This window comes from Caulobacter sp. GW821-FHT10A10 (assembly GCF_059415745.1).
In genome coordinates, this window is record NZ_JBWKNV010000005.1 from 195,852 (window position 1) to 221,039 (window position 25,188).

Annotated in this window: 18 protein-coding genes; 7 read left to right on the forward strand and 11 right to left on the reverse strand. The window is 68.1% G+C overall.

The annotated features are described in order from the left end of the window. The first annotated feature begins 4 nt into the window (after nt 1-4). The 4 genes from AC07NS_RS15220 to AC07NS_RS15235 all read left to right on the forward strand — a co-directional run bounded on the left by AC07NS_RS15220 (nt 5) and on the right by AC07NS_RS15235 (nt 5,382). Complete coding sequence (locus tag AC07NS_RS15220; RefSeq protein ID WP_494604519.1) at nt 5-421, forward strand: organic hydroperoxide resistance protein; 417 nt, start codon at nt 5-7, stop codon at nt 419-421. Then, nucleotides 418-882: a MarR family winged helix-turn-helix transcriptional regulator gene (locus tag AC07NS_RS15225; RefSeq protein ID WP_494604521.1), complete on the forward strand. Its 465-nt coding sequence runs from the start codon at nt 418-420 to the stop codon at nt 880-882. The genes AC07NS_RS15220 and AC07NS_RS15225 overlap by 4 nt, the downstream gene beginning before the upstream one ends. A 904-nt stretch (nt 883-1,786) precedes the next feature. Further along, a complete protein-coding gene (locus AC07NS_RS15230) occupies nt 1,787-3,427 on the forward strand; it encodes an NAD(P)/FAD-dependent oxidoreductase (protein ID WP_494604523.1) in 1,641 nt (546 codons plus the stop codon). Nucleotides 3,428-3,834: 407 nt separating this feature from the next. Further along, entirely contained in the window at nt 3,835-5,382 is a 1,548-nt protein-coding gene (locus AC07NS_RS15235) for an ATP-binding protein (protein WP_494604525.1), read from the forward strand. 176 nt (nt 5,383-5,558) lie between these two features. Here the strand turns inward: AC07NS_RS15235 and AC07NS_RS15240 are convergent, their stop codons facing one another. The 6 genes from AC07NS_RS15240 to AC07NS_RS15265 all read right to left on the reverse strand — a co-directional run bounded on the left by AC07NS_RS15240 (nt 5,559) and on the right by AC07NS_RS15265 (nt 13,934). Further along, entirely contained in the window at nt 5,559-6,152 is a 594-nt protein-coding gene (locus AC07NS_RS15240; RefSeq protein WP_494604527.1) for a hypothetical protein, read from the reverse strand. Between the two features lie 128 nt (nt 6,153-6,280). Then, on the reverse strand, nt 6,281-7,861 hold the full coding sequence (gene ahpF, locus AC07NS_RS15245; protein ID WP_494604529.1) for an alkyl hydroperoxide reductase subunit F: 1,581 nt from the start codon (nt 7,859-7,861) through the stop codon (nt 6,281-6,283). A gap of 142 nt (nt 7,862-8,003) precedes the next feature. Next, a complete protein-coding gene (gene ahpC, locus AC07NS_RS15250; protein ID WP_110117960.1) occupies nt 8,004-8,567 on the reverse strand; it encodes an alkyl hydroperoxide reductase subunit C in 564 nt (187 codons plus the stop codon). Nucleotides 8,568-8,668: 101 nt separating this feature from the next. Continuing rightward, on the reverse strand, nt 8,669-8,848 hold the full coding sequence (locus tag AC07NS_RS15255) for a hypothetical protein (protein WP_494604531.1): 180 nt from the start codon (nt 8,846-8,848) through the stop codon (nt 8,669-8,671). A 425-nt stretch (nt 8,849-9,273) separates the two neighbouring features. Continuing rightward, entirely contained in the window at nt 9,274-11,211 is a 1,938-nt protein-coding gene (locus AC07NS_RS15260; protein WP_494604533.1) for a sialate O-acetylesterase, read from the reverse strand. A gap of 269 nt (nt 11,212-11,480) precedes the next feature. Beyond that, complete coding sequence (locus tag AC07NS_RS15265) at nt 11,481-13,934, reverse strand: glycoside hydrolase family 3 protein (RefSeq protein ID WP_494604535.1); 2,454 nt, start codon at nt 13,932-13,934, stop codon at nt 11,481-11,483. 137 nt (nt 13,935-14,071) lie between these two features. Here AC07NS_RS15265 and AC07NS_RS15270 point away from each other — a divergent pair, with 137 nt between their 5' ends. The 3 genes from AC07NS_RS15270 (at nt 14,072) to AC07NS_RS15280 (ending at nt 18,512) form a co-directional block, all read left to right on the forward strand. Continuing rightward, a complete protein-coding gene (locus tag AC07NS_RS15270) occupies nt 14,072-16,039 on the forward strand; it encodes a glycoside hydrolase family 97 protein (RefSeq protein ID WP_494604537.1) in 1,968 nt (655 codons plus the stop codon). A gap of 14 nt (nt 16,040-16,053) precedes the next feature. Further along, nucleotides 16,054-17,667 carry an alpha-L-fucosidase gene (locus tag AC07NS_RS15275; RefSeq protein ID WP_494604539.1) on the forward strand — a complete coding sequence of 538 codons (1,614 nt, stop codon included), beginning with the start codon at nt 16,054-16,056 and terminating at the stop codon, nt 17,665-17,667. A gap of 89 nt (nt 17,668-17,756) precedes the next feature. Continuing rightward, complete coding sequence (locus AC07NS_RS15280) at nt 17,757-18,512, forward strand: SDR family oxidoreductase (protein WP_494604541.1); 756 nt, start codon at nt 17,757-17,759, stop codon at nt 18,510-18,512. Between the two features lie 197 nt (nt 18,513-18,709). Here the strand turns inward: AC07NS_RS15280 and AC07NS_RS15285 are convergent, their stop codons facing one another. The 5 genes from AC07NS_RS15285 to AC07NS_RS15305 form a co-directional block, all read right to left on the reverse strand. Beyond that, nucleotides 18,710-20,962, reverse strand: a complete 2,253-nt coding sequence (locus AC07NS_RS15285) for a TonB-dependent receptor (RefSeq protein ID WP_494604946.1) — start codon at nt 20,960-20,962, stop codon at nt 18,710-18,712. A gap of 187 nt (nt 20,963-21,149) precedes the next feature. Then, nucleotides 21,150-22,256 (reverse strand): DUF3667 domain-containing protein, encoded by a 1,107-nt coding sequence (locus AC07NS_RS15290; protein ID WP_494604542.1) that lies wholly within the window; start codon nt 22,254-22,256, stop codon nt 21,150-21,152. A 156-nt stretch (nt 22,257-22,412) separates the two neighbouring features. Further along, a complete protein-coding gene (locus AC07NS_RS15295) occupies nt 22,413-22,943 on the reverse strand; it encodes a hypothetical protein (RefSeq protein WP_494604543.1) in 531 nt (176 codons plus the stop codon). 84 nt (nt 22,944-23,027) lie between these two features. Next, nucleotides 23,028-23,738 (reverse strand): histidine utilization transcriptional repressor HutC, encoded by a 711-nt coding sequence (gene hutC, locus AC07NS_RS15300; RefSeq protein WP_494604544.1) that lies wholly within the window; start codon nt 23,736-23,738, stop codon nt 23,028-23,030. Then, complete coding sequence (locus AC07NS_RS15305) at nt 23,735-25,138, reverse strand: formimidoylglutamate deiminase (RefSeq protein ID WP_494604948.1); 1,404 nt, start codon at nt 25,136-25,138, stop codon at nt 23,735-23,737. Before AC07NS_RS15305 ends, hutC begins: the two co-directional genes overlap by 4 nt. Between the last annotated feature and the right edge of the window lie 50 nt (nt 25,139-25,188).

Below are 25,188 nucleotides of genomic sequence, written 5' to 3' on the forward strand. Positions count from 1 at the left end.
CCCGATGAGCACTCTCTACCAAACCCGCGCCACGGCCACCGGCGGTCGCGAAGGCGGCGTCCGCAGCGCCGACGGCCTGCTGGACGTGCGCCTGGCCATGCCCAAGGCCCTGGGCGGCAAGGAAGACGGCACCAATCCCGAGCAGCTGTTCGCGGCCGGCTACGCCGCCTGCTTCCAGAGCGCCATGGCCTTCGTGGCCCGCCAGCAGAAGCTCCCGCTGACCGGCTCGACCGTCACCGGCGTCGTCGGCCTGGCCGCCCAGGAAGTCGGCTTCAAGCTGGAAGTGGCGCTGGAGGTCGAGACCCAGGGCCTTTCGCAGGAAGCGGCCGAAGCCCTGGTTGCCACGGCGCACCAGGTCTGCCCCTATTCCAACGCCACCCGCGGCAACATCGACGTCGCCCTCAGCGTAAAGGCCGCATGAGTTCCGAGTTAGACAAACCCAAGCAAGAAGCCCTTCAGAATGGGGCGGTCGAGGTCTTGCGCCTCGACCGCCAGCTCTGCTTCGCGCTCTACAGCGCCGCCAACCGGGTGACGCGGCTCTACCGGCCGCTGCTCGACGCGTTGGGCATCACCTATCCGCAGTACCTGGCCCTGCTGGTGCTGTGGGAGAATAGCCCGCGCACGGTCGGCGAGGTGGGCGAGGCGCTGGACCTGGAGTCCAGCACCCTCACCCCCCTGCTCAAGCGCCTGGAGACCGCCGGCCTGATCGCCCGCGGCCGCGACCCGCAGGACGAGCGGCGGGTGATCGTCTCACTGACCCCGGCCGGCGACGCCATGCGCGACAAGGCGCTGGAGGTGGCCGAGCAGTTCTTCTGCAAGCTCGACACCCCGCTGCCGGAGCTGGTGGAGCTGCGCGAGCGGCTGAAGCGGCTGGCGGTTTAGGGGCGGAGCTCCGTACAGGGTCTGATCGTCCCGCAGGTAGCAGTCTACGAACGCCGTAAAACTGTCCGCAACAAAAGGGTTGCCTCCCGCCACGAGGAAGATGCGGCCGAAGTTCCGCCCCTCTTCACAGCAGACGCCCCAAGCAGTGCACCACCAGAGGGTGTCCGCAAAAAGCAGCGCTTTAGCTGACACCATTCCTCGGTTTTGATCAAATTCGGGATCGCCGCATTCCTCGGTCAGAGACCGGATCCGTTCCAGGCCCCACCATGCGTTCGTGAAATCATCCATGTTGCCGCCGTCGTCGACGGTAGAGCAGGCGTGGATCAGGTAGTCTCGGAAGTCGTCAGGCAGACGAACACCGTAGTGCGCCGCCAGCGACGCGACCTCGGCGGCTCCATGGGAGACGCGACGGGGGTAATCATGCTCGGGTTGCGCCCACAGGGCGAGCAGCTTGTCGAAAGGCGCCGTTCCATCGACAGGCCGGCAGGACGGCTCGCCTTCGGCGCCGGGTCCTGGCGGCCGGGACTCCAGACGGGCCCATCCAGAGGCATAGTCCTTCGGCGTCCGCGGTGAGATCTCGACATTGATCTCGCCATCCCAGTCCGCTTTGCGTTGCGACAGATAGACGGTCTGGCCGTCAAACACGTGCCCGGGTTCGCAGACCTTCCCAGCCCAGACGTGGATGATCGCGGGGTCCAGCCTCACCCGGAAGGGCTTGGGGACCGGCAGATCTCGGAAGTTGCGCGCCTTCCAGAACCGGCTCGGGGATACGACAATCTCTTGCGGCGCGACCATGGGCCCAAGCTAGGCCGCGACAGGTTCGACGGCAATGCGGACCTCGTCGCCGCTCGCTACGCCCATCCGCCCATGGCGCACGCGCCCCCAACCCGCTAAACCCGCGCCCATGCTGCGTCTTTCCGAATTGAAGCTGCCCCTGGACCATCCGCCGGAGGCCATGGCTCCGGCCATTTGCGCGCGCCTGGGGATCGATCCGGCTGATCTGCTGGACGTCAAGCTGTGGCGGCGGGCGCATGACGCGCGCAGGAAGTCGGCGATCCTGATGATCTACACGGTGGACGTGGCCCTGCGCGACGAGGCCGCCGTGCTGGCGCGCTTCGCCGCCGACCATCAGGTGCGCCCGACGCCCGACACCGACTACCGCTTCCCCGCCCGCGCGCCGGAGGGTTTCGACGGTCCGCGTCCGGTGGTGATCGGGGCCGGTCCCTGCGGGCTGTTCGCCGGGCTGGTGCTGGCCCAGATGGGCTTCAAGCCGATCATCCTCGATCGCGGCAAGGTGGTGCGCGAGCGCACCAAGGACACCTGGGCCCTGTGGCGCAAGAGCGAGCTGAACCCGGAGTCGAACGTCCAGTTCGGCGAAGGGGGCGCAGGCACCTTCTCGGACGGCAAGCTCTACAGCCAGATCAAGGATCCGCGCTTCCTGGGCCGCAAGGTGCTGGAGGAGTTCGTCGCCGCCGGCGCGCCCGAGGAAATCCTGACCGAGGCCCACCCGCACATCGGCACCTTCCGCCTGGTGCACATGGTCGAGAACATCCGCGCCCTGATCGAGGGCCTGGGCGGCGAATACCGCTGGCAACACCGGGTGACCGACTTCGAGATCGAGACCGGCGAGGACGGCGCGCGCCAGCTGAAGGGCCTGCATCTTTCGACCGGCGAGTATCTGGAGACCGAGCACGTGGTGCTGGCCGTCGGCCACTCATCCCGCGACACCTTCCAGACGCTCTACGATCGCGGCGTCCACATCGAGGCCAAGCCATTCTCGATCGGCGTGCGCATCGAGCACCCGCAGTCATGGATGGACAAGGCCCGCTTCGGCGCCTGCGCCGGCCATCCGGACCTGGGCGCGGCCGACTACAGCCTGTCGCACCACTGCGCCAACGGCCGCACGGTCTACAGCTTCTGCATGTGCCCCGGCGGCACGGTGGTGGCGGCGACCTCGGAGCCGAACCGGGTCGTGACCAATGGCATGAGCCAGTATTCGCGCAACGAGCGCAACGCCAACTCCGGCTTCGTCGTGGCCATCGATCCCGAGCGCGACTATCCGGGCCACCCGCTGGCCGGCATCGAGTTCCAGCGCAAGTGGGAGAGCCTGGCCTTCACCGCCGGCGGCGGCGACTACAAGGCCCCGGCCCAGAAGGTCGGCGACTTCCTGGCCGGCCGTCCGTCGGAAGCACTGGGCGAGGTTTCGCCGTCCTACAAGCCGGGGATCCGGATGACGGATCTGGCCGAATGCCTGCCGCCGTTCGTGCTGGAGGCCATGCGCGAGGCCCTGCCCGTCTTCGGCCGCCAGATCGCCGGCTACGACCATCCCGACGTGCTGATGACCGGCGTCGAGACCCGCACCTCCTCGCCGATCCGCATCACCCGCGGCAAGGACCTGCAGAGCGTGAACACCGCCGGCCTGTTCCCGGCCGGCGAAGGCGCGGGCTACGCCGGGGGGATCCTCTCGGCGGGCGTAGACGGCATCAAGATCGCCGAAGCGGTGGCGGCGGCGTACGTGGCGAAGGGGTGGGCGGCGGAGGCTTAAAGTAACCCTCTCTCTTTGAGAGAGGGAGGGGCCCGCCGCGAAGCGGTGGGAGGGTGAGAGGTTTCACCGCCGGCCGGCAAATCCAAACGCGTTCCGACGGGCTTCCAGGCCCCGCCTTCCCTTATCCGCATCTGCAAACCGCGAAGGGCGAACGACCGCGTTTCATTCGGTGAGTTTGTTACCTCTCACCCTCCCACGCCTTTGGCGTGGGCCCCTCCCTCTCTCAAAGAGAGAGGGATTCAGTCGCGCCCCTCGGCGAGATATCAATGGTCGCCAACAATTCCCGCAAAAGAAGAATTATTGTAGGCACTCTTTTCTCGCGAAAAGGCCCACCAAATCATCGATATCGGAATTTAACCTTGTTGCGCTAGGCTGAACTCTAGTCGGCGTTATCGGGGATTTCGATCGTGACCCAGGCCTCAGGCCGCGAAGCCTTGCTCGTGGACGCCAGTTCGTTCTTCGAGGTCTCGCTCGACCTGCTGGTCATACGCGACCTGCAAGGCACGGTGCTGAAGGCCAGCCGGTCCTGGCAGACCAAGCTGGGACACAGCCCCGAGGACATGGAAGGCCGGCCCCTGCTGCGGCTGGTCCACCCGGAAGACATGCCCGGCACCCAGGACAGCGTCGTCGAGGTCGAGACCCGGCGCGACGGCGATCCTGTTCTCGGCTTCATCAATCGCTATCGCCATGCCGACGGCCACTATCGCACGCTGGAATGGCGGGCCCAGCGGGCCGGCGACCGCATCTACGGCGTGGCGCGCGACGTCACCGACCGGGTCGCGGCCGAGCGCCACCTGCTGGAGGCCAAGATGGCGGCCGAGGCGGCCAACCGGGCCAAGTCCGACTTCCTGGCCAATATCAGCCACGAGATCCGCACGCCCCTGAACGGCGTCATCGGCATCATCGACGCCCTATCGCGCACGACGCTAACCCCCGAACAGGCCGAGATGGTCGGGCTGGTGCGCGACAGCGGCGCGACGCTGGAGCGGCTGGTCTCCGACTTTCTCGATATCTCCAAGATCGAGGCCGGCCAGCTGCAACTGGAGAACCGCTCGTTCAACCTCGACCAGGCGCTGCGCCCCGGCGTCGAGGTGCTGCGCCGCCGCGCGCAGGAGAAGGGCCTGAGCTTCACCATCGAGCGCCCGGCCCTCACCGGCGGCCGGCACCTGGGCGATGGCATGCGCCTGAGCCAGGTGCTCAACAACCTGCTGTCGAACGCCATCAAGTTCACCGACCAGGGCGGCGTGACCCTGCGCGTCGGCTCCGAGGAGATCGCCGGCGAGACCCGCCTGACCTTCGAGATCGAGGACACCGGCATCGGCTTCGACGCCGACCAGGCCGCGGGCCTGTTCAACCGCTTCAGCCAGGCCGACCAGTCGATCAGCCGCCGGTTCGGCGGCACGGGCCTGGGGCTGTCGATCTGCCGCTCGCTGGTCGAGATGATGGGCGGCGAGATCTCGGCGACGTCTCAGCCGGGCGTCGGCAGCCGCTTCGTCGTGACGCTGAGCCTGCCCCGCCTTCAGGAGGCCGTCGAAACCGACGCCGATCCCGCCCCGCCCGAGCCGATCGCCCTGCCCGACCAGCCGCTGCGGGTGCTGCTGGTCGAGGATCACCCCACCAACCAGCGCGTCGCCCAGCTGATCCTGGCCTCGCAGGGCGCGCAGGTGGTGACCGTCGAGGATGGGCTGGAGGCGATCGCCGCCTTCGGGGACGGCGCCTTCGACGTGGTGCTGATGGACATGCAGATGCCGCGCATGGACGGCCTGACCGCCACCCGCGCCATCCGCGCCCTGGAGATCGAGCGCGGCGCGACGCGGACGCCGATCGTCATGCTCAGCGCCAACGCCTTGATGAAGCACCGCAACGAAGCCCTGGACGCCGGCGCCGACCTGCACGTCTCCAAGCCGATCACCGCCGCCAACCTGCTGGCGGGGATCCAGGCGGCGGTGGCTTAGGGCCGGGTCGACAATCAACCGCTAACAGAACCGCCTTCCCCGCGAAGGCGGGGACCCAAGCTGGCTTTCAGGATCTGGCGCGGCCGGGGGTCATCTCAAGACGCGGCTTGGATCCCCGCCTTCGCGGGGATGCTCGGATGAAGATGACCTGGCCGCCTGGATGTTGAACGCCGCTCCTAGCGCAGCAGCGACGCCGGAGCGCCGACGGGCACGACGGCCGCGCGGCCGGTCTTGGCGTCGACCAGCACGTCGTGGGGTCCGCGCACGTCCTGGTTCGTCCGCGTCTCGAGGCGCCAGATCCGCCCCTCGCGCCGGGGCGCGGCGGCGGTGTAGGGCATGTAGGATAGGCGCAGCGTATCGAAGGCTATGCCCTTGGCGGCGTCCGCGTCGGCGTCGCGCAGACGGACTTCCCAGGCCAGCATCTCGGGATGCAGCGCCGCCCAGGTGATGGGCGCGCAGCCGTACCAGTCGCAGCGGCTGGCCTCGATGATCATCGGCGCGGGGATCGTCAGGGCCAGGAAGGCGGCCGCGTAGGCCATGCGACGTCGCCAGATCCAGAAAGCGGCGCCCAGCAGGCCCGTCACGCCGGCGACGATGGTCAGGATGGACAGCACGGCCCAGGCGTTGAAGACGTCGCTGCGGGTGGCGATGTACCAGAGGTACTCGACGCTTTCCTTCGTGGTGAAGAACGCCGCCACGGCGAAATAGAGCGCTAGCGGGACGAACAGCACCCAGCCGACGATCCGCGTCCACCTGGTCTTTTTCTTCACGAGCCGCCCTCCCCGCCGCGCAGAGAGACTAGAGCAACCGCGGAGGTTGACCAGCCCCGCCCCGCGCATACGAAAAGGCCCGGCCGATCGCTCGCCCGGGCCTTCGTCGTCTCAGTCCGTAAGGCCGATCAGGCCGCTTCGGCCTGCTCAGCGGGAAGGCGGATCAGGTAGTCGAAGGCCGACAGCGAGGCCTTGGCGCCCTCGCCCATGGCGATGATGATCTGCTTGTACGGCGTGGTCGTCGCATCGCCGGCCGCGAAGACCCCCGGCATCGACGTCTCGCCGCGATAATCGACCTCGATCTCGCCGCGATTGCTGAGGGCGACGTTCGAGTCCTTCAGCCACTCGGTGTTGGGCACCAGGCCGATCTGCACGAACACGCCTTCCAGGTCGACGCGGTGGGCCGTGTCGTGGTTGCGGTCCTTGTAGGACAGGCCGTTCACCTTGCTACCGTCGCCGTGGATCTCGGTGGTCATGGCCGAGGTGACGATGGTGACGTTGGGCAGGCTGGCGAGCTTGCGTTGCAGCACCGCGTCGGCGCGCAGCTGGCTGTCGTACTCGATCAGGGTGACGTGGGCGACGATGCCGGCCAGATCGATGGCCGCCTCGACGCCGCTGTTGCCGCCGCCGATCACCGCCACGCGCTTGCCCTTGAACAGCGGGCCGTCGCAGTGCGGGCAATAGGCCACGCCCTTGTTCTTGTACTCGGCCTCGCCGGGCACGTTGACGTTCCGCCAGCGGGCGCCGGTGGACAGGATCACGGTGCGCGACTTCAGGCTGGCGCCGTTCTCGAGCTTGACCTCGATCAGGCCGCCCGGGGCCTTGGGGGCCACCAGGCCGACGGCCTTCTGCAGGTTCATCACGTCGACGTCGTACTGCTTGACGTGCTGTTCCAGCGCCGTGGCCAGCTTCGGACCCTCGGTGTGCTGCACCGAGATGAAGTTCTCGATGGCCATGGTGTCGAGCACCTGGCCGCCGAAGCGCTCGGCCGCCACACCCGTACGGATGCCCTTGCGGGCGGCGTAGACGGCCGCGGCCGCGCCGGCGGGACCGCCGCCGATGACCAGCACCTCGAAGGCGTCCTTGGTCTTGATCTTCTCGGCGGCGCGGGCTTCGGCGCCGGTGTCGAGCTTGGCCAGGATCTGCTCGACCTCCATGCGGCCCTGGCCGAACGGCTGGCCGTTGAGCAGGATGGTCGGCACGGCCATGACTTGGCGCTGCTCGACTTCCGCCTGGAACAGCGCGCCGTCGATGGCGACGTGGCGGATACGGGGGTTCAGGGCGCTCATGGTGTTCAGCGCCTGCACCACGTCGGGGCAGTTCTGGCAGGACTGCGAGAAATAGGTCTCGAAGCTGTAGTCGCCGTCCAGGGCCTTGATGCGCTCGATCACCTCGGCGTCGAGGCGCGGCGGGTGGCCGCCGACATGCAGCAGGGCCAGCACCAGCGAGGTGAACTCGTGACCCAGCGGCAGGCCGGCGAAGCGGACGTCAGCGTCGCCGGCGGCGCGGGTGATGGCGAACGAAGGCTTGCGGGCGTCGTCGCCGGCCAGGTTCAGGCTGACCTTGTCGGAGGTCGAGGCCACGTCTTCCAGCAGGGAGAGCATGTCCTTCGAACCCTTGTCGTCGCCGAGGGAGGCGACCAGTTCGATCGGCTGGCGCAGGTTCTGCAGGTAGGTGGTCAACTGGGTCTTCAGACCGGCGTCCAGCATGGCGCGCTCCCAAAAGGCTTAGGGGGAGAGAAGTAGGCGTTCGAATGTCGGGGGAGGATCGAACGCGGCGAACGATCAGGTAGTTGCGCCGCCGCCCCAGAGGGGAGAGGAGCGGCGGCGCGGGGTAGTTCTCTAGGTACGCTTAGATCTTGCCGACGAGGTCGAGCGAGGGAGCCAGGGTCTTTTCACCCTCTTCCCACTTGGCCGGGCAGACTTCGCCCGGGTGCGAGGCCACGTACTGGGCGGCCTTGATCTTGCGCAGCAGCTCGATGGCGTTGCGGCCGATGCCTTCGGCGGTCGTCTCGGTGAACTGGATCACGCCTTCCGGGTCGATCAGGAAAGTGCCGCGGTCGGCCAGGCCGACGCCCGGACGCATCACTTCGAAGTTGTTGGTGATCGTGCCCGAGGGGTCGCCGACCATGTGGTACTTGATCTTGCCGATGGCCGGCGAGCTGTCGTGCCAGGCCTTGTGCGAGAAGTGGGTGTCGGTCGACACGGCGTAGATCTCGACGCCCAGGCGGGTGAAGACCTCGTAGTTGTCGGCCAGGTCTTCCAGCTCGGTCGGGCAGACGAAGGTGAAGTCGGCCGGGTAGAAGAAGACCACCGACCACTTGCCCTTCAGGTCGGCGTCGCTGACCGTGACGAACTTGCCGTCCTTATAGGATTGGGCGGTGAAGGGTTTGATCTCGGTGTTGATCAGCGACATGAGACGCTCCGTTGGAAAGGATGCGTCGTAGGTATCGCGCCGCAGCAAATAGGTCCAATCGATAAAATCAGTTCGCGAGATAGATACGACCTATGGAGCGTTCAGGGTGCTTTCCGCTCAAGCTTAGCCATGGAGACGGCTTGCGGGCCATAGGGTTCGGCGGGCGGCAGGCAGCGCACCAGCACCTCGGCGACTAGACTGGGCTCTGAGGTGATCGGCGGCGGTTCGCCGAACACCGTGCGCCAAAGTTCAGCCAGTTCTTCGCAGGTGCGGTCGGTCACGCGAAATCCTCGTTTCCGAGGAAGGAAAGCGTTATGCGGCAAGGGGTTGCTGGTTAATAAGCGGGGCTGGAGCGTAAAAACCCTCTCTCATCGAGAGAGGGAGGGGCCCACGCCGCAGGCGTGGGAGGGTGAGAGGTTATAATCTCTCAGGATTGGGCGTGGACCTAACCAAACCCGCCTCCCTAGGCCTTGTGCCTAGGGCCCAGGGTTCCGCCGCCAAGATCGTTAGTGAGCGCGTGACCACGCTGGCGGAGGTCATCAGAAAACGCCGAGCCTGGCTCGACCATGGATCCTCGCCACAAGGGCGAGGAAGGCGAGAAATTGGGTATTGGGCCTCCCTCGAAAGTGGCGGCCCCTCTTGCGATGACCGGAAGCAATGAAACCTCTCACCCTCCCACCGCTTCGCGGCGGGCCCCTCCCTCTCTCTAAGAGAGAGGGATCTCAAACGGCGTCGCCGGCAGGCGGTTGGCGCCGAACAGGTTCAGCACTGGACTGTCGGCCCAGGCGAAGCGGACCTTCACGGCGGCGTAGCCGGCCGGGACGGTCAGGCGGACCTTGCTGCCCTCCACAGACGCATCGACGAAGCGGCACGACTCGGCGGCGTCGCAGAGCTCGAAGCCGGCGGGGCGTCCCGAGCCATAGACCACCGCCGGTTGGTCCAGCGTCACGACGACGTCGGCGCCGTCACGGACGGCCGAGACCGGCGCGGGGCCGGAGGCGTTCAGGCTTGCCTGGCCATAGGCCAGCTTCCTGGCCAGGCCCGCCAGGCGCAGGCCGACCTGCAGCTTGTCGGCCGGGTGGATGTCGTAGGGCGAGCCGATGTCGACGGCCGAGGCCAGGCCCGTGTTCGGATCAGCGGCGACGGTGCGGCGCTGGGCGTCGCGCAGCTCGGCCCAGCGCGAAACGCCCGGCTTGTCGGTCTGCGGGCCGAAACTGGCCAGCTGCACCATCAGGAACGGCGCGTCCGGCGCGGCGAATTCCCGGCGCCAGTCGGCGATCAGGGCCGGCATCAGCCGGGCGTATTCCGGCGCCTCGGTGACATTGGCCTCGCCCTGGTACCAGGCGAAGCCCTTGACGCCGTAGGGCGCCAGCGGAGCGATCATGCCGTTGTGCAGGGTCGACAGGCCCGAGGCCCCCAGCCACGGCGCATGCGGCGGCAGGCCGGTGTCGGAGAGGTTGGTCGAAACCTTGTAGCGCCAGGACGCGCCCAGCGGGACGAACGAGCCGTCGGCCAGCTTCAGCCCCTTGTCCTTGGCTGGACCCCAGGCCCCGCCGCCGCCGCCGGCGTCGATGGCGCGCACGGCGACGACATTGGCGCCGGCCTTCAGCACGCCGGCGGGAATGGCGTAGGCGCGCTTGGCGTCCCAGCCCTCCTGCGAGCCGACGGCGCGGCCGTTGACGAAGGTGGTGTCGATGTCGTCGACCGGGCCGAGCACCAGGGTCGCCCCCTGCGCGGCCTGCGCCTTGGTCAGGGTGATCGTGGCGCGCAGCCAGATCGTGCCGTCGAAGGTTTCCAGGCCCGGGTTGGTCTCCCAGAACTGCTCGGCCGGCATGGTCTTCCAGGCGCGGTCGTCGAAGTCCGGCTTGGCCCAGTTGGCGGCATGCGGTTCGACCTTGGCGGCCCAGCGGTCGAGCATCGCGCCCCAGCGGGCCATGCCCTTGACCGGATCCTGGGCGTAGTCGGCCAGCACCGACAGGCCCTCGTCATAGTTGCCCAAGGCCTTCAGCCCCTCGCCGCTGATCCAGTCCTGGATCACCGAGCCGCCCCAGGTGGCGTCGATCAGGCCGACCGGCGCGCCGGTGGTCTTCTTGATCTCGCGCCCCATGAAGTAACAGGCGGCCGAGAAGTTGTTGGCGCTGTCATAGCTCGACGTCTTCCAGACGGCGTAGGCCGGCAGCTTGTCGGTCGGATGCGGCAGGCTGGTGCGGCCGGTCTGCAGCAGGCGGATCTGCGGGTCGGTCGCGTTCTGGGCCTCGGCCTCGCCCTGCAGGGCGCGGCGCAGCGGGTATTCCATGTTCGACTGGCCCGAGCACAGCCAGACGTCGCCGACCAGCAGGTCGGACACGGTCTGGGTCTCGGCGCCGGCCGTGACGGTCAGGGTCAGCGGCGCAGCGCCGGCGGCGCGGGCCGGCAGCTGGGCGGACCAGCGGCCTTGGGCGTCGGCGGCAGCCGTGACGGCCTGGCCGGAGAGGTCGATGGAGACGGCGGCGTTCGGGGCGGCGACACCCCAGACCTGGATCGGCCGGTCGCGCTGGAGCACGGCGTGGTCGGTGAACACCGAGGCCAGCAGCGGGGCGGCGGCGGCCGGGCCGACGAAAGCCAGGGCCGCGGCCCCAGCGAGCAGGTGACGGGTCAGGCGCACGCGAGGTCTCCGCTTAATCACAACTCAGATCGTCATCCCGGCCGGAGCGCGAAGCGCGGAGAGCCGGGATGACATACTTCTGGTCAGGTCGGCTCGACATTCAGCAGCGCCCCGTCCCCCAATCCGCCAAATCCCCGCGAAGGCGGGGACCCAAGCTGGCTTTCAGGGCGTGGCGCGGCCGTGGATCATCTCCGAGCCCGGCTTGGATCCCCGCCTTCGCGGGGATGCTCGGAGAAAAATGGCCAAGGGTTCCGAATGTCGCCCCCTAATCAATCCGCCTTGGCCGGGCAGGTCGTGCCGGTCGGGTCGGTGGTCAGTTTCACGCCGCTGATCGAGACCGTCAGCGAGCCGGCCGTGGCCAGCGAGAACGGGGCCTCGACCTTGGTGACGTCCGTGCCGGCCGACTGGAAGCACTTCAGCGGCACCTTCAGGTTGGTCCACTCGCCGACCTTGGCGCCCGACAGCACCGAGGTGACGTCGAGCTTGCCGGCGCCGATGCCCAGCGTCGTCTTGGCCGAAGGGGCGGCGTCGACGCGGTAATTCACCTGCAGGGCGATCTCGGCGTTGGTCTGGAAGGTCAGGTCGAAGGCCTTGTCGGCGGCGATCTCGGCCGCGGCGGGCACGCCGCCGGCGAAGGTCAGCTGGCGGCCGGCCTCCTGCACGTTGCCGGCGTCGACCGGCTTGATGTGCACCGAGGTGGTCGGCAGTAAGCGGAACTCGAACGGCGCCGGGGTCTTGCCGCCGACGAAGTAGTTGCTGTCGTTGGCCGCGATGGCGGTGACGCCCGAGACTTCCGACAGCTTGGCCACCTTGCCCGGCTTGGCGTAGCTGAGGCCGTAGCCATAGGCGAACAGCGGCGCGTAATTCTTGTCGCCCTTGTTCAGCGAGGTCTGGGCGGCGGTCTTGGGCCAGCTGAACGACAGCTTGCCGTTGAAGTCACGGCGGGCCTTGCCGGCCTTGTCGCCGACCAGCACGTCGGCGATCCCGCCGCCTTCCGAGCCCGGCAGCCAGGCGGCCACGAAGGCGTCCGAGGCGTTGATCTCGGGGTTCACCCACAGCGGACGGCCCGACAGGAACACGGCCACCACCGGTACGCCCTGGGCCTTCAACTTCTTGAGCAGGGCCAGATCGGTCTTGTCGCCGGGCTGGTATTCCAGGGTCTTCAGGTCGCCCACGCCTTCGGCGTAGGGGGTCTCGCCGAACACCACGACGGCGACGTCAGGCTTGTCGCTGAACGAGCCGTCGACGCTGAGCGTCGCCGAGCCGCCCGAGGCCTCGACCGCCTCCTTGAAGCCCGAATAGATCGACTGGGCGTTGGGGAAGTCGCTGTTCTTGTTGTCGGTGCCCTGCCACGACAGCGTCCAGCCGCCCGACTGCTGGCCGATGTCGTCGGCGCCCGAGCCGGCCACCAGCACCTTCGCGCTGGCCTTGATCGGCAGGACGCCGTTGTTCTTCAGCAGCACCAGCGACTTGGCCACGGCCTCGCGGGCGACGGCGCGGTGATCGGCGTTGCCGACCACGCCCTCGCGGCCTTCCCACGGACGGGCCGTCTGGAAGAGACCCAGCTTGGCCTTCACGCGCAGGATGCGGCGCACGGCGTCGTCGATGCGCGCCATCGGTATCTCGCCCGACTTGGCCTGGGCCAGCAGGTTGTCATAGAGGCCCTTCCAGCTGTCGGGGGCCATGTACATGTCCAGGCCCGCATTGGCCGCCTGGGCGCAGTTGGTCGGGGTGCAGCCGTCGACCTGGCCGTGGCCGTTCCAGTCGCCGACGATGAAGCCGTCGAAGCCCATCTTGCCCTTCAGCACGTCGGTCAGCAGCGACTTGTTGCCGTGCATCTTCTGGCCGTTCCAGCTGTTGAACGAGGCCATGATGGTCATGGTCCCGGCGTTGATGGCCGGAACGTAGCCCTGGGCGTGCAGGCGGATCAGCTCCTGCTCGGAGACCTCGGTGTTGCCCTGGTCCTTGCCGTTGGTGGTGCCGCCGTCGCCCAGGAAGTGCTTGGCGCTGGCCGCCACGTGGCCCTTCTGCAGGGCCTGGCCCTCGCTGACGGCGCCCTGCAGGCCCAGGATCATCTCGCGGGCGTAGAGGCTGACGATCTGCGGATCTTCCGAATAGCCCTCGAAGGCGCGGCCCCAGCGGTCGTCGCGCGGCACGGTCAGGGTCGGACCGAAGGCCCAGTCGAAGCCTGACACCGCTGTCTCCTGGCCCGTGGCGGCGCCGATCTTGCGGATCAGTTCAGGATCATGAGCGGCGCCCAGGCCGATGTTGTGCGGGAAGAGCGTGGCGCCGACGACGTTGTTGTTGCCGTGTACGGCGTCGATGCCGAACATCAGCGGGATGTTGGTCCCGCCGCGCTGAGCGGCGGCGTCGCGGAAGGCCTTGACGGTGTCGACCCACGGGCCGACCGGCGAGCGGTCGGGCGCGCCCAGGGGCGGCGAGCTGCCGCCGGCCAAGATCGAACCCAGCGGATAGGTCTTGAGGTCGTCGGCCTTGATCGAGGCGGTGTCGGCCTGGATCATCTGGCCGATCTTCTCCTCGAGCGTCATCTTGGCCAGCAGGCCGTCGACGAAGGCCTCGGTGGTCGGATCGACTAGGCCCTGGCTCTTGGCCGCGGGCCACAGGGCCGGATGGGCGGTGCTCTTGGGACCGTCGGCGGCGAACGCCGGAGCCGACAGAAGGGTGGTCGCCATCAGGGCGATGGTCAGGGTCCTGGTCTTCATTTTCCCCCGCTCTTCCTTGCGCTTCGACGGTCTGAAAGCCGCCTGAATGTTACCGGTATCGAAAGCTCGACGTCGATCCATACACGGTCTAATTAATACGACAAACACTGAGACAACGAATTTTAGGGAGATGATGCATGGGGGTCGTTCGGAACGCGCTGCTGGCGGGAGCCGCATTGACAGCGCTGTATGGCGTTCAAGCCGCCGCCGAAACCCGCACCCTCTCCTCCCCTGACGGCGCTATCTCCGTGCAAGTCTCCGACGAGTCGGGACAGGCGCGCTACGCCGTCGCTTACAAGGGCAACCCCCTGATCGCGCCCTCGGGCCTGGGGCTGGAGCTTTCCAAGGGCGGCCGATTCTCGTACGGCGTGAAAATCGTCGGCGCGGAAACCGGCTCGGGCGAAGACGTCTACGACCTGCCGGCCGGCAAGGTCAGCCACGTGGCCCAGAAGCGCAACGACCTGACCGTCGATTTCCAGGAGGAAAGCGGCCGCAAGCTCCGCGTGGTGTTCCGCGCCTACGACCAGGGCGTGGCCTTCCGCTACGTGCTGCCCCAGCAGGAGGCGACCGCGGCGACCAACGTCAATGACGAGGTCACCGGGTTCTCCTTCCCGAAGGACTACGGCTGCTTTGGCCTGAACCTGGGCAAGTTCGGCACCAGCCACGAGGGCGAGTTCGACCCCGTCCAGGCCTCGAAGTTCCGCGAGCACAACCTGTTCGACGCGCCGATGGTCTGCCAGGCCGACAACGCCGCTTTCGCCATCGCCGAGGCCGACCTGAAGGACTGGGCCGGCATGTACCTGACCGGCGGGGGCGACGGGCGCCTCGGCCTGTCGGTCAAGCTGTCGCCGCGCCTCGACGGCTCGGGCACGGCGGTGAAGACGCGCATGGGCGCCGACGTCGCCTCGCCCTGGCGGGTGATCATGATCGCGCCCAAGGCCGGACAGCTGGTCGAGAACACCCTGCTGACGACGCTGAGCGCCCCGTCGGTGGTGGCCGACACCAGCTGGATCAAGCCGGGCAAGGCCGCCTGGGACTGGTGGAACGGCCCGGCCCTCAAGGCCGTGCCCAACGCCGGCATGAACCCGGAGACGATCAAGGCCTATATCGACTTCGCCGCCCAGAACGGCCTGGAATACATGCTGATCGACGAAGGCTGGAACGTCGGGGCCGGCGGGGCCTCGGTGGTGCGGCCCGGCGCCGACGTCACCCGCGCCAAGCCCGAGCTCGACCTGCCGGGCCTGGTTTCCTATGGCGCGGACAAGAAGGTCGGCGTCTGGCTGTGGCTGAACTGGAAGGCGCTGGACGCCCAGATGGACGAGGCCCTGCCCCTCTACGAGAAGTGGGGGATCAAGGGGATCAAGGTCGACTTCATGGATAGGGACGACCAGCAGATGGTCGACTTCTACCACCGCCTGCTCAAGCGCGCGGCCGAGCATCACCTGATGGTCGACCTGCACGGCGCCTATCACCCGACGGGCCTGATCCGCACCTATCCGCACTACCTGACGCAGGAAGGCGTGCTGGGCGCGGAGTACAACAAGTGGAGCGCGCGGATCACCGCGACCCACAACGTCAATCTTGCCTACACCCGCATGCTGCTGGGGCCGATGGACTACACGCCCGGCGGCTTCCGCAACGTCTCGCCCGACAAGTTCGAGCCCCGCGGCAGGCTGCCCTTCGTGCAGACCACGCGCGGCCAGGCGCTGGGAATGTTCGTGGTCTTCGACAGCCCGTTCACGATCGTCGCCGACAGCCCCGACACCTATGCCGAAAGCCCGGCGGGCCTGGACTTCGTCAGCGCCGTGCCGACCACCTGGGACGAGATCCGCTTCGTGACCGGCGAGATCGGCCAGTCGATCGTCGTCGCACGCCGCAAGGGCGACGAATGGTGGATCGGCGCGCTGAACAACGAGACCGCCCGGACGGTGAAGGTGCCGCTCGCCTTCCTGGGCAAGGGCGCGTGGAAGGCCGACGTCCGTCAGGACGGGGCGACCCCAAACTCTATCGAAGGTTCGAATCCCTCTCTCACCGCCACATCGACCCTGACCCTGAAACTCGCCGCCAGCGGCGGCGCGGCCGCGCGCCTGACGCCGGTCCAGTAACGGATAAGCTTGCCATGCCCTTCACCCGCCGCGCGCTTCTGGGCGCGACCGCCGGCCTCGCCGCTTCTCCCGCCCTGGCCGCGCCTCGCGGGCCGTTCAAGGCCAGCTGGGAGTCGCTGGCGGCCGGCTACAGGACGCCCGACTGGTTCCGCGACGCCAAGCTCGGCATCTGGTCGCACTGGGGTCCGCAGTGCGTGCCCGAGTACGGCGACTGGTACGGCCGGCAGATGTACCAGCAGGGCAACCCCTTCTACGAACACCACGTGAAGACCTACGGGCACCCGACCAAGTTCGGCTTCATGGAGTTCATCCCGCGCTGGAAGGCCGAGGCCTGGGATCCCGAAGCCCTGATGAAGACCTACGTCGCCGCCGGCGCGAAGTTCTTCATGTCGATGGCCAACCACCACGACAATCTCGACATGTTCGACAGCCGCCACCACGCCTGGAACACCACGCGGGTAGGCCCCAGGCGCGACATCGTCGGGACCTGGGAGAAGGTCGCCCGTAATCACGGCCTGAAGTTCGCCGTCTCCAACCACGCCGCCCACGCCTGGCACTGGTGGCAGACGGCCTATGGCTATGACGCCGAAGGCCCGCTGAAGGGCCAGCGCTACGACGCCTTCCGCCTGACCAAGGCCGACGGCAAGGGCAAGTGGTGGCAGGGCCTGGACCCGCAACAGCTCTATACCGGCCGCAACATGGTGATCCCCGACGGGATCGGCTCCATCGCCGAGGCCAACGCCTGGCACGACAAGCACGACGGCGAGTGGCTGGAGACCCCGCCGCCCAACAACCCCGCCTTCGTGCGCAACTGGCTGCTGCGCCAGAACGACCTCGTCGATCGCTACAAGCCCGACATGGTCTATTTCGACAACTACGCCCTGCCGCTGGGCCAGGCGGGCCTGGAAGCCACGGCGCACTTCTACAACAACGCCATGCGCCAGTTCGGCCGGACCGACGTGGTGGTGACCGGCAAGAAGCTGACGCCCTTCCAGCGGAAGGCCATCGTGGAAGATGTGGAGCGCGGCTTCTCCGACCGGCTGCGCGACGAGCCCTGGCAGACCGACACCTGCATCGGCAACTGGCACTACGACCGCGGCCTCTACGAGCGCAACGGCTACAAGACCGCGAAAGACGTCGTGCAGCGCCTGACCGACGTGGTCAGCAAGAACGGCACGCTGATGCTGTCGATCCCCCAGCGCGGCGATGGTTCGATCGACGACAAGGAGGCCAGGGTGCTGGCCGACATGTCCCGCTGGATCGCCGTCAACGGCGAGGCGATCTATTCCACGCGCCCGTGGAAGATCTACGGCGAAGGCCCGACCCGCCTCGTCGAGGGCATGCAGAACGAAGGCGACGCCAAGCCTTTCCAGGCCACCGACATCCGCTTCACCACCAAGGCCGGCGCGCTCTACGCCCTGCCGCTGGTCGAGCCGGGCCGCGAGATGGTCATCGAGAGCCTGGCGGTCGGCGCTCCGCATGCCTCGGGCGAGGTGCGGCGCGTGTCGCTGCTGGGTGGCGATCCCCTGCCCTTCACCCGAGACGACAAGGGCCTGAAGATCACCCTCCCCGAACGCCGCCCGGCCTTCACCCCGGTGGTGAAGATCGAAGGACCGGGGCTCGTGTAAAGTACCTCTCCCTCTCCTCATAGGAGAGGTGTTTTCAGGACAGTTCAAACACCCGTATGCTCCCTTCCGAAACCGAGGGAGCATACGCCATGACCGACCTTTCCGGCCGCACCGTGCTGATCACCGGCGCCTCGTCGGGCATCGGGGCGAACCTGGCTCTCGCGGCCGCCAGTGCCGGCGCGCGGGTAGCGGTCGCGGCGCGGCGGGCCGACAGGCTGGCCGCCCTGGTCGGCGAGATCGAGGCGGCCGGCGGCTCGGCCCTGGCGGTCTCGATGGACGTCGAGGACGAAGCCTCGGTGATCGCCGCCTACGATGCGGTGGAAGCCGCCTGGGGTCCGCCCAACTCGGTGATCGCCAACGCCGGGATCAACGTCCGCGCCTCGGCGCTGGATATCGCCATCGAGGACTTCGACAAGATCATCGGGGTCAACACCCGGGGCGTGTTCCTGACCGCCCGCGAGGGCGCGCGGCGGATGATCAGGGCCGGCGTCGAGGCGCGCGGCCGGGTGCTGCTGGTGGCCTCGATCGGCGCGCACAAGGTGCTGCCGGGCATCACCGCCTACTGCGCCTCCAAGGCCGCCACGGCCCACATGGGCAAGAGCCTGGCCCGCGAGTGGGCGAGCAAGGGCATCAACGTCAACGTGCTGTGCCCTGGCTACATCCGCACCGAGCTGAACGACGACTGGTTCAGCACCGAAGGCGGGCAGAAGCTTGTGTCGGGCTTTCCGCGCAAGCGGCTGATGGAAACCTCCGACCTGGAGGCGACGGCGCTCTACCTGGTGTCGGACGCCGCGCGGGCGGTGACGGGGTCGGTGATCACGGTGGACGACGGGCAGTCGCTCTGAACGAGACCCTCCCCCTGAAGGGGGAGGTGGCCCAGAGGGCCGGAGGGGGAAGTCCCTGCTGAAGTAGAGGCCTCCTCTTCACCGTAAGCCCTTCCCTCTCCGTCGGCTTCGCCGACACCTCTCCCTTCAGGGAGAGGGAAAGAAAAACGCCCCCCGAGCCAGGCTCGGAGGGCGCTCTTTCAGGTCAGAAACTCAGATCAACGCAGCTTGGCGCTGACCGAGATGCCGACGATGCGGGGCTCGTTGAAGACCGAGGCCATGTAGTTCTCGATCACGCCCTTGAGGTTCTTCTCGTTGGTGATGTTGCGGCCGAACAGGGCCACTTCATACGCGCCGCCCGGAGCCGAGTAGCCCAGCTTCACGCCGCCCTCGAAGTTGCCGTCGGAGTAGAACTCCTTGGTCTTGTAGAGGACGTAGTTGGTGTAGCCCTGCTGGTTCCAGTCGGTGGCCGCGAACAGCAGGCCGCCGTTGCCCAGCGGGATGTCGTAACGCGCGGTGAAGTCGATGTTGTACTCCGGCGCGTTCGGCAGCGGCTGGCCGTCGATCTGGGCGTAGACATTGCCATTCGACGTGGTGATCGTCGGGTTCTGCACGGTGCAGACCACCACGCTGTTGAGCATGCAGACCTGGGCGTAGACGCGCTTGTCCTTGATCTCGCTGTGCAGCAGCGAGAGGCCGGCGGTCAGGGTCAGGTTGGCGATCGGCTTCCACTGGGCTTCGGCTTCCATGCCGTAGGCCTCGGCCTTGTCGGCGTTGAACAGCACGCCGTTGCCGTTGCTGTCGTTGCCGTTCAGCTGGATGTCCTCGACCTTGTAGGTGAAGGCCGTGGCGTTCAGGCGCAGGGTGTTGTCCAGCAGCTGGCTCTTGAAGCCGGCTTCCCACGACAGGATCGTTTCCGAATTGGCCGTGGTGAAGTCGCTGTTGAACACCGCCGAGCGGCCCTGGATGGTCGGGCCGCGGAAGCCGCGGGCGACGCGGGCGTAGACGCTGACGTCGTCGGTCACCTTGTAGAGCGCCGACAGGTCCCAGCTGGGCTGGGTGTCGGACAGCTTCACGTAGCGGCGGCCGGTGTAGGTCACCGCGCCGGCGGCCGTGTCGGCGGTCTTCAGCAGGGTGGTCTTCTTGGTGTCCTCGGTCTCGCGCAGGCCGGCGGTGAGGGTCAGCTTGTCGGAGAGATCGTAGCTGACCTGGCCGAACAGCGCCCACGAGGTGTTGGCGTTCTTCAGCGACACCCAGTTGTTGGGGTTGGTGCGGACGAAGTAGGCGCGCTGGTAGAAGTTGGTGATGTCGCGGCTGTCGAAGAAGAAGCCGCCGACCTGCCACTTGAAGGCGCCGTCGGTGTCGCTGGCCAGGCGGATTTCCTGGGTGATCTGGTCGAGGTCCTTCACCGCGCCCTGCGACTGGCCATAGCCGTTGGCCACGCCGCCGACCGGGAAGTTGGCCGCCGCGCCGCCATCGGTGTCGCCGCGGCTGTAGCCGTCGGTGCCCTCATAGGCGCTGATCGAGGTCAGCTTCACGCCGCCGAAGTCGTAGTCGATCTTCAGCGAGGTCCCGACCGTGTCGTAGGCCTGCGGGTTGTTGACCGCCTCGTCGAGGGCGACCTTGTCGCGCTCGGCGTACTGGGTGCTGTTGGAGCCCTTCTTCAGGCCGGCGCGGTGGAAGAGGGTCGAGGTGCCCTCGTACTGGCGGGCGTGGGCCGAGGCCAGGACCGACAGGTTCTCGGTCGGAGTAGCCAGGATCTGCAGGCGGATGTCGCGCTCGTCGAAGCCGCCCATGGCGTCGCTCTGCGGCGTCTTGGTGCCGTCGGCGCTGGTCCCGGTGAAGGTGTTGTCCACCCAGTCGTCGCGGTGCTGGTAGAGGGCCGAGACGCGGAAGGCCAGCTTGTCGGCCACGATCGGGCCGCCGATGCCGCCGTCGAAGGTGGTGGTGCCGTAGCTGCCGTACGAGGCCTGGGCCTGGCCCTGCAGGGTCTGGGTCGGCTTGGCGGTGTCGAACTTGATGATGCCGGCGGTGGTGTTGCGGCCGAACAGCGAGCCCTGCGGGCCGCGCAGCACTTCGACCTGCTGGACGTCGAACACCGGGTTCGACTTCAGGACCACGTGCTCAAGCACGACCTCGTCCTGGATGATCGACACCGGCTGCGAGGCGCCGAGGTAGAAGTCGATGTTGCCCAGGCCGCGGATGTAGAAGCGCGGGAAGATTCGGCCCGTGGTGGTCTCGGCGTAGAGGCCGGGCACGCGGCCGGCCAGGGCCAGGATGTCGTCGCCGCCGGCCTGCAGGGCGCGCAGGTCCTGGCCGCCGACCACGGCGACCGACAGCGGCGTATCCTGCAGGTTCACCGAGCGGCGCTCGGCGGTGACGATGATCTCTTCCAGGCTGGTCGAGTCGGCGGCTTCTTGGGCGTTGGCGACGGCGGCGCTGGCGAGCGCGCCCATCGCGCAGGTCAGCATCAGCGCCGACCGAGCGATCATGGACTTGGACACGAAGTAATCCCCTTTTTACGTAGAAGTGTCTGCGGTTGTTGATTATTTCCGCATCACGCCGTTCGCGTAGCAGTCGCATGCGAAACTGTCATGACAGTCACGGGCGACAGCCGGGGATAACGTCAGCTTACGAACAATAAAGCGGCATGCGCCGTCAAATCTGCGACAGCCCCAGCCACAGCAGGCCCAGGATCAGCAGCAGGAAGGCGGTCTGGGTTGTGAACCAGACGAACCCCGTCTTGACCAGCGCGCCGAACACGCTCGAGCCGTAGACGCCCCGAAGGGTGGCGAACAGGTTCACCGGCGCCCAGATCAGCGCCGCCAGGATCGCTATGTCCTTCACCGGCTTGGGCAGAACGAACACCACGGCCCAGAGCAGGAAGACGAACGACAGGTAGTTCATCGAGACGATCAGGTGGTCGTACATGAAGAACTTGCGGCGATAGAAATAGCAGGCGCCCAGGGCCAGGGCGAGGATCGGCAGCATCAGCACCGCCAGCCGGTGGCCCCAGCCGAACACCACCACCATGAAGTAGCCGGGCGTGGCTATGGCCTTGCTGAGCTGGGTGTTGAACCAGTCGTTGCGAGCCTTCTCGGCGGCGGTGGAGTCGGGATCGGACTCCACGAACTGCTTCTTGCCGTCGGCGCCCGGCTTGTCGGTCAGCACGCCGTCCTTCTTCAGGGAGTCGCGCAGCTCCGAAGCGACCTGGCCGGGCACGGCCTGGACCGTCTCGTCGGCCTTGGCGGACTTGTCATGACCGGCCTGCGCGGCGGGCTTGCCGTGCCCCGCTTTTCCCTCGGCCTTGCCGTGACCGGCCTCCGCCTGGGCCTGCGCGCCATGGCCCGCCCCGTGCTGGGCGTCGTGCATCGACTTGTGGATCACCGTCTCGGCCGAGAGGATGAACAGCAGCAGGGCGACCAGGAACAGGCGGAACGGCGGCACGTGGCGGGCGCGCTTGCCGTCGAGATATTCCCGCGTCAGCCGGCCCGGCCGTACGAACAGCCACGGCACGGTGCGCCACAGCCGGCCGTCGAGGTGGAACATGCCCTCGATGGCTTCCCAGGTGACGTGCAGGATCGACTTGTGATGGTTCGACGCTTCCTGGCCGCAGGCGTGGCAGAAGTGCCCGACCAGTTCGGTCTCGCAGTTCTCGCACTTGGTTCCGGGCGGCGGCGCGGCGTGGGACGAGCGCCCGTCTGACTTGAACCGCGCCAGCCAGCCGCCCAGCGCCCCGCCGGTGATCGCCTCGAGTTCCTTCACGCCAGCCCCCAACGCACGCCACGATCGCGTTCCGAGCGCGATTCCAGCCGACGCTCGGATAACGGTGTACGATAGCTTGCACGCGAGCGCACCTGGGGGAACGCTGGTATGTTGCGGAAGCCCAGGCCTTAGGCGCCAGCCGCCCCGCTCCCGGCCTTAGTCCAGCCAGTCCCAGTAGGCCTTGCCCTCGAGCGTGCGCAGCTTCATGCCCACGGCCCACTGCTCGACGTTGAAGAAGGTCTGATGCCCGTCGTCCAAGGCGTCGTGCCGATAGGACAGGGCCGGCGCGCCGATCGTCCCCGTCAGCAGTTCGGCGACCTCCGGCGAACAGGGCTGGGGACGCGTGTCGGTGAAGGCGAACTTGGTGTTGCGGGCGGCGACGGCCTCCATGCTGTTCCAGGCCAGCAACGGGTTGGCGAAGGTCCGCTCGGACGAGCCCAGGGCCGCGAAGATCAAGCTGTCGTGGATGACCCGCTTCTCTACCAGGACGGGCTTTCCCTCCAGCAGGTGCAGGGCGCGCAGGTGCAGGACGCGCCGTTCCTGGTTGTTGGTGCGGTCCTGATTGAAGTCGTACATCCGATGGATGACGTCGAGGATCCGCACCTCGCGAGGCGGCGGATCGTTCATCTCATCCCAGAGGTCGAGGCCCGGCAGGCGGGTCTGGGCGTTGAGCGTGGTCTCGGTCATGCGGCGTCCCCCGTGGCCGGCGCCCCGAGGCGCCGGTTCGCGCCATGGTGTAGCCTTGCGACCCTTAACGCGGAGGTATCGGACCTAACGCGCCGGGCCGAACCTCGCCACCAAGTCATAAGCTTCGCCGGGGAACAGCTGGCGCACGCGGGTGACCGGCTCGCCGGCCCGCCAGGTGCGGCGCTCGACGGCCAGCAGGGCCGTGCCGACGTCCAGGGCCAGCAGCTCGGCGACGGCGGCTTCCGCGCCAACCGCGCTGATCCGGCTTTCCGCTTCCGTCCACGGCACGTGGTGCAGCAGCCAGGCGCCGGGCGGTTCGGCGGCGAAGTCGGCGGCGGCGGCCTCGGGCACGGCGGCCAGGCTGATCAGGCGATCCTCCAGGGCGAAGGGCCGGCCGCCGGCCACGTGCAGGCCGCGCAGGGCGATCAGGTCGCCCTCCCCCGCCAGCTCGGCCTCGTCGCCGTCGTCGGGATCGGCGGGGCGGCGCTCGGCGGCCAGCAGCACGAAGGCGTAGGTCTCGCCCCGGGCGGTGATCTCGGCCTGGATGTCGGGGATGTCGAGGACGGTGGAGTGCACCTTGGGCCGGGCTACGAACGAGCCGGCGCGGCGGCGACGCACCACCAGGCCGGCGTCGGCCAGGGCCGACATCGCCTTGTTCACCGTCATGCGCGAGCAGCCGTACTGGGCCATCAGCTCGCTCTCGAACGGCACGCGGTGGCCCGGCGCCCAGGCGCCCGAGCGGATCAGGCCCTCGATCTCGTCGCGGATGCGCTGGTGGAGAGGAACAGCCGTCAAGACAGCAGGTCCTTCAACACCCGACGATAGCGCTCGGCGATGGCGTCGCGATGCCGGTGACGGCCGCCGGAGACCACAGGCCGACCGGCGCGCCAAACGCTGTCGATCGCGCCATGGCGACCGGCGAAAACGAGGCTGTCGACCAAAGCATCGCCACTGCGCCCGACGATGGCCGGATGCTCGCGGTCCAGGGTGACGAAGTCGGCCGGCGCGCCGCGACGCAGGCCCGGACGGCTCGCGCCCAGGGCCTGGGCCCCGCCCGCCACCGCCGCCCGCCACAGCTCGCCGCCCGTGGAGCGCTTGGGCCCTCCGGCCAGCACGTTGCGGGCCCGGCGGGTCAGGCGCTGGAAATATTCCAGCACCCGCAGCTCCTCGGCCGCGTCGATCAGCACGTTGCTGTCAGACCCGATCCCGAAAGCGCCGCCGGCGGCCTGGTAGTCGTAGGCGGGAAAGACCCCGTCGCCCAGATTGGCCTCGGTGATCGGACAAAGGCCGGCCACCGCGCCGCTCTTGGCCAAGCGCTCGGTCTCCATGGCGTTCATGTGGGTGGCGTGGACCAGGCACCACGACTTGCCGACCTCGGCGTGGTTCATCAGCCAGCGCACCGGACGCTGGCCGGTGGCGGCCAGGCAGTCGTCGACTTCCTTGGTCTGCTCGGCGATGTGGATGTGGATCGGACCGCCGGCGGCCAGGGGCGTGATGGCGGTCAGCTCCTCGGCGGTGACGGCGCGCAGGCTGTGCGGTGCGATCCCGACCACCGCCTCGGAGAGGCCCGCGACGGCGGCGCGGCTGGCTTCCAGCAGGCGGGCGTAACCGTCGACATCGGTGACGAAGCGCTTCTGGCCCTCGCCCGGCGCGGTGCCGCCGAAGCCGGCGTGGGCGTAGAACACCGGCAGCAGGGTCAGGCCGATGCCGGTCTCTTCGGCGGCGGCGGCGATCCGCGCGCCCATCTCGGCCGGGTTGTCGAAGGCTGCGCCATCCCTGTCATGGTGCAGATAGTGGAACTCGCCGACGCGGGTGAAGCCGCTCTCCAGCATCTCGACCTGGCCCATGGCGGCGATCACCTGCAGGGCGTCGGGGTCGAGGCGCTCGACGAAGCGGTACATCAGCTCGCGCCAGGTCCAGAAACTGTCGCTCCCCTCGCCCCGCGCCTCGGTCAGGCCGGCCATGGCCCGCTGGAAGGCGTGGCTGTGCAGGTTGGGCATGCCCGGCAGGGCCGCGCCCAGGCGGGGCTCGCTGCCCGCGACGACGTCGGTGTCGATGCGGGCGATGCGGCCTTCCGACAGGGTCAGGCGCACGCCCTTGGCCCAGCCGTCGGCCAGCAGGGCGCTCTCGCACCAGACGACGACGTCCTTGGGCGCTTCGGGTTTCGGCGCCTCGGCCGGAGCCGGCTCGTTCACGACCTCGATCGCTTCCGCCTCGGACGCTGGTTGGGGGGACGCCGGTTCGG

Coding starts and splice junctions, on each gene's coding strand:
- ahpC (WP_110117960.1), bottom strand. CDS start 8,567: ATGTCGCTGATCAACACCGAGATCAAACCCTTCACCGCCCAATCCTAT.
- AC07NS_RS15225 (WP_494604521.1), top strand. CDS start 418: ATGAGTTCCGAGTTAGACAAACCCAAGCAAGAAGCCCTTCAGAATGGG.
- AC07NS_RS15220 (WP_494604519.1), top strand. CDS start 5: ATGAGCACTCTCTACCAAACCCGCGCCACGGCCACCGGCGGTCGCGAA.
- AC07NS_RS15230 (WP_494604523.1), top strand. CDS start 1,787: ATGCTGCGTCTTTCCGAATTGAAGCTGCCCCTGGACCATCCGCCGGAG.
- AC07NS_RS15265 (WP_494604535.1), bottom strand. CDS start 13,934: ATGAAGACCAGGACCCTGACCATCGCCCTGATGGCGACCACCCTTCTG.
- AC07NS_RS15295 (WP_494604543.1), bottom strand. CDS start 22,943: ATGACCGAGACCACGCTCAACGCCCAGACCCGCCTGCCGGGCCTCGAC.
- AC07NS_RS15275 (WP_494604539.1), top strand. CDS start 16,054: ATGCCCTTCACCCGCCGCGCGCTTCTGGGCGCGACCGCCGGCCTCGCC.
- AC07NS_RS15270 (WP_494604537.1), top strand. CDS start 14,072: ATGGGGGTCGTTCGGAACGCGCTGCTGGCGGGAGCCGCATTGACAGCG.
- ahpF (WP_494604529.1), bottom strand. CDS start 7,861: ATGCTGGACGCCGGTCTGAAGACCCAGTTGACCACCTACCTGCAGAAC.
- AC07NS_RS15285 (WP_494604946.1), bottom strand. CDS start 20,962: ATGCTGACCTGCGCGATGGGCGCGCTCGCCAGCGCCGCCGTCGCCAAC.
- AC07NS_RS15280 (WP_494604541.1), top strand. CDS start 17,757: ATGACCGACCTTTCCGGCCGCACCGTGCTGATCACCGGCGCCTCGTCG.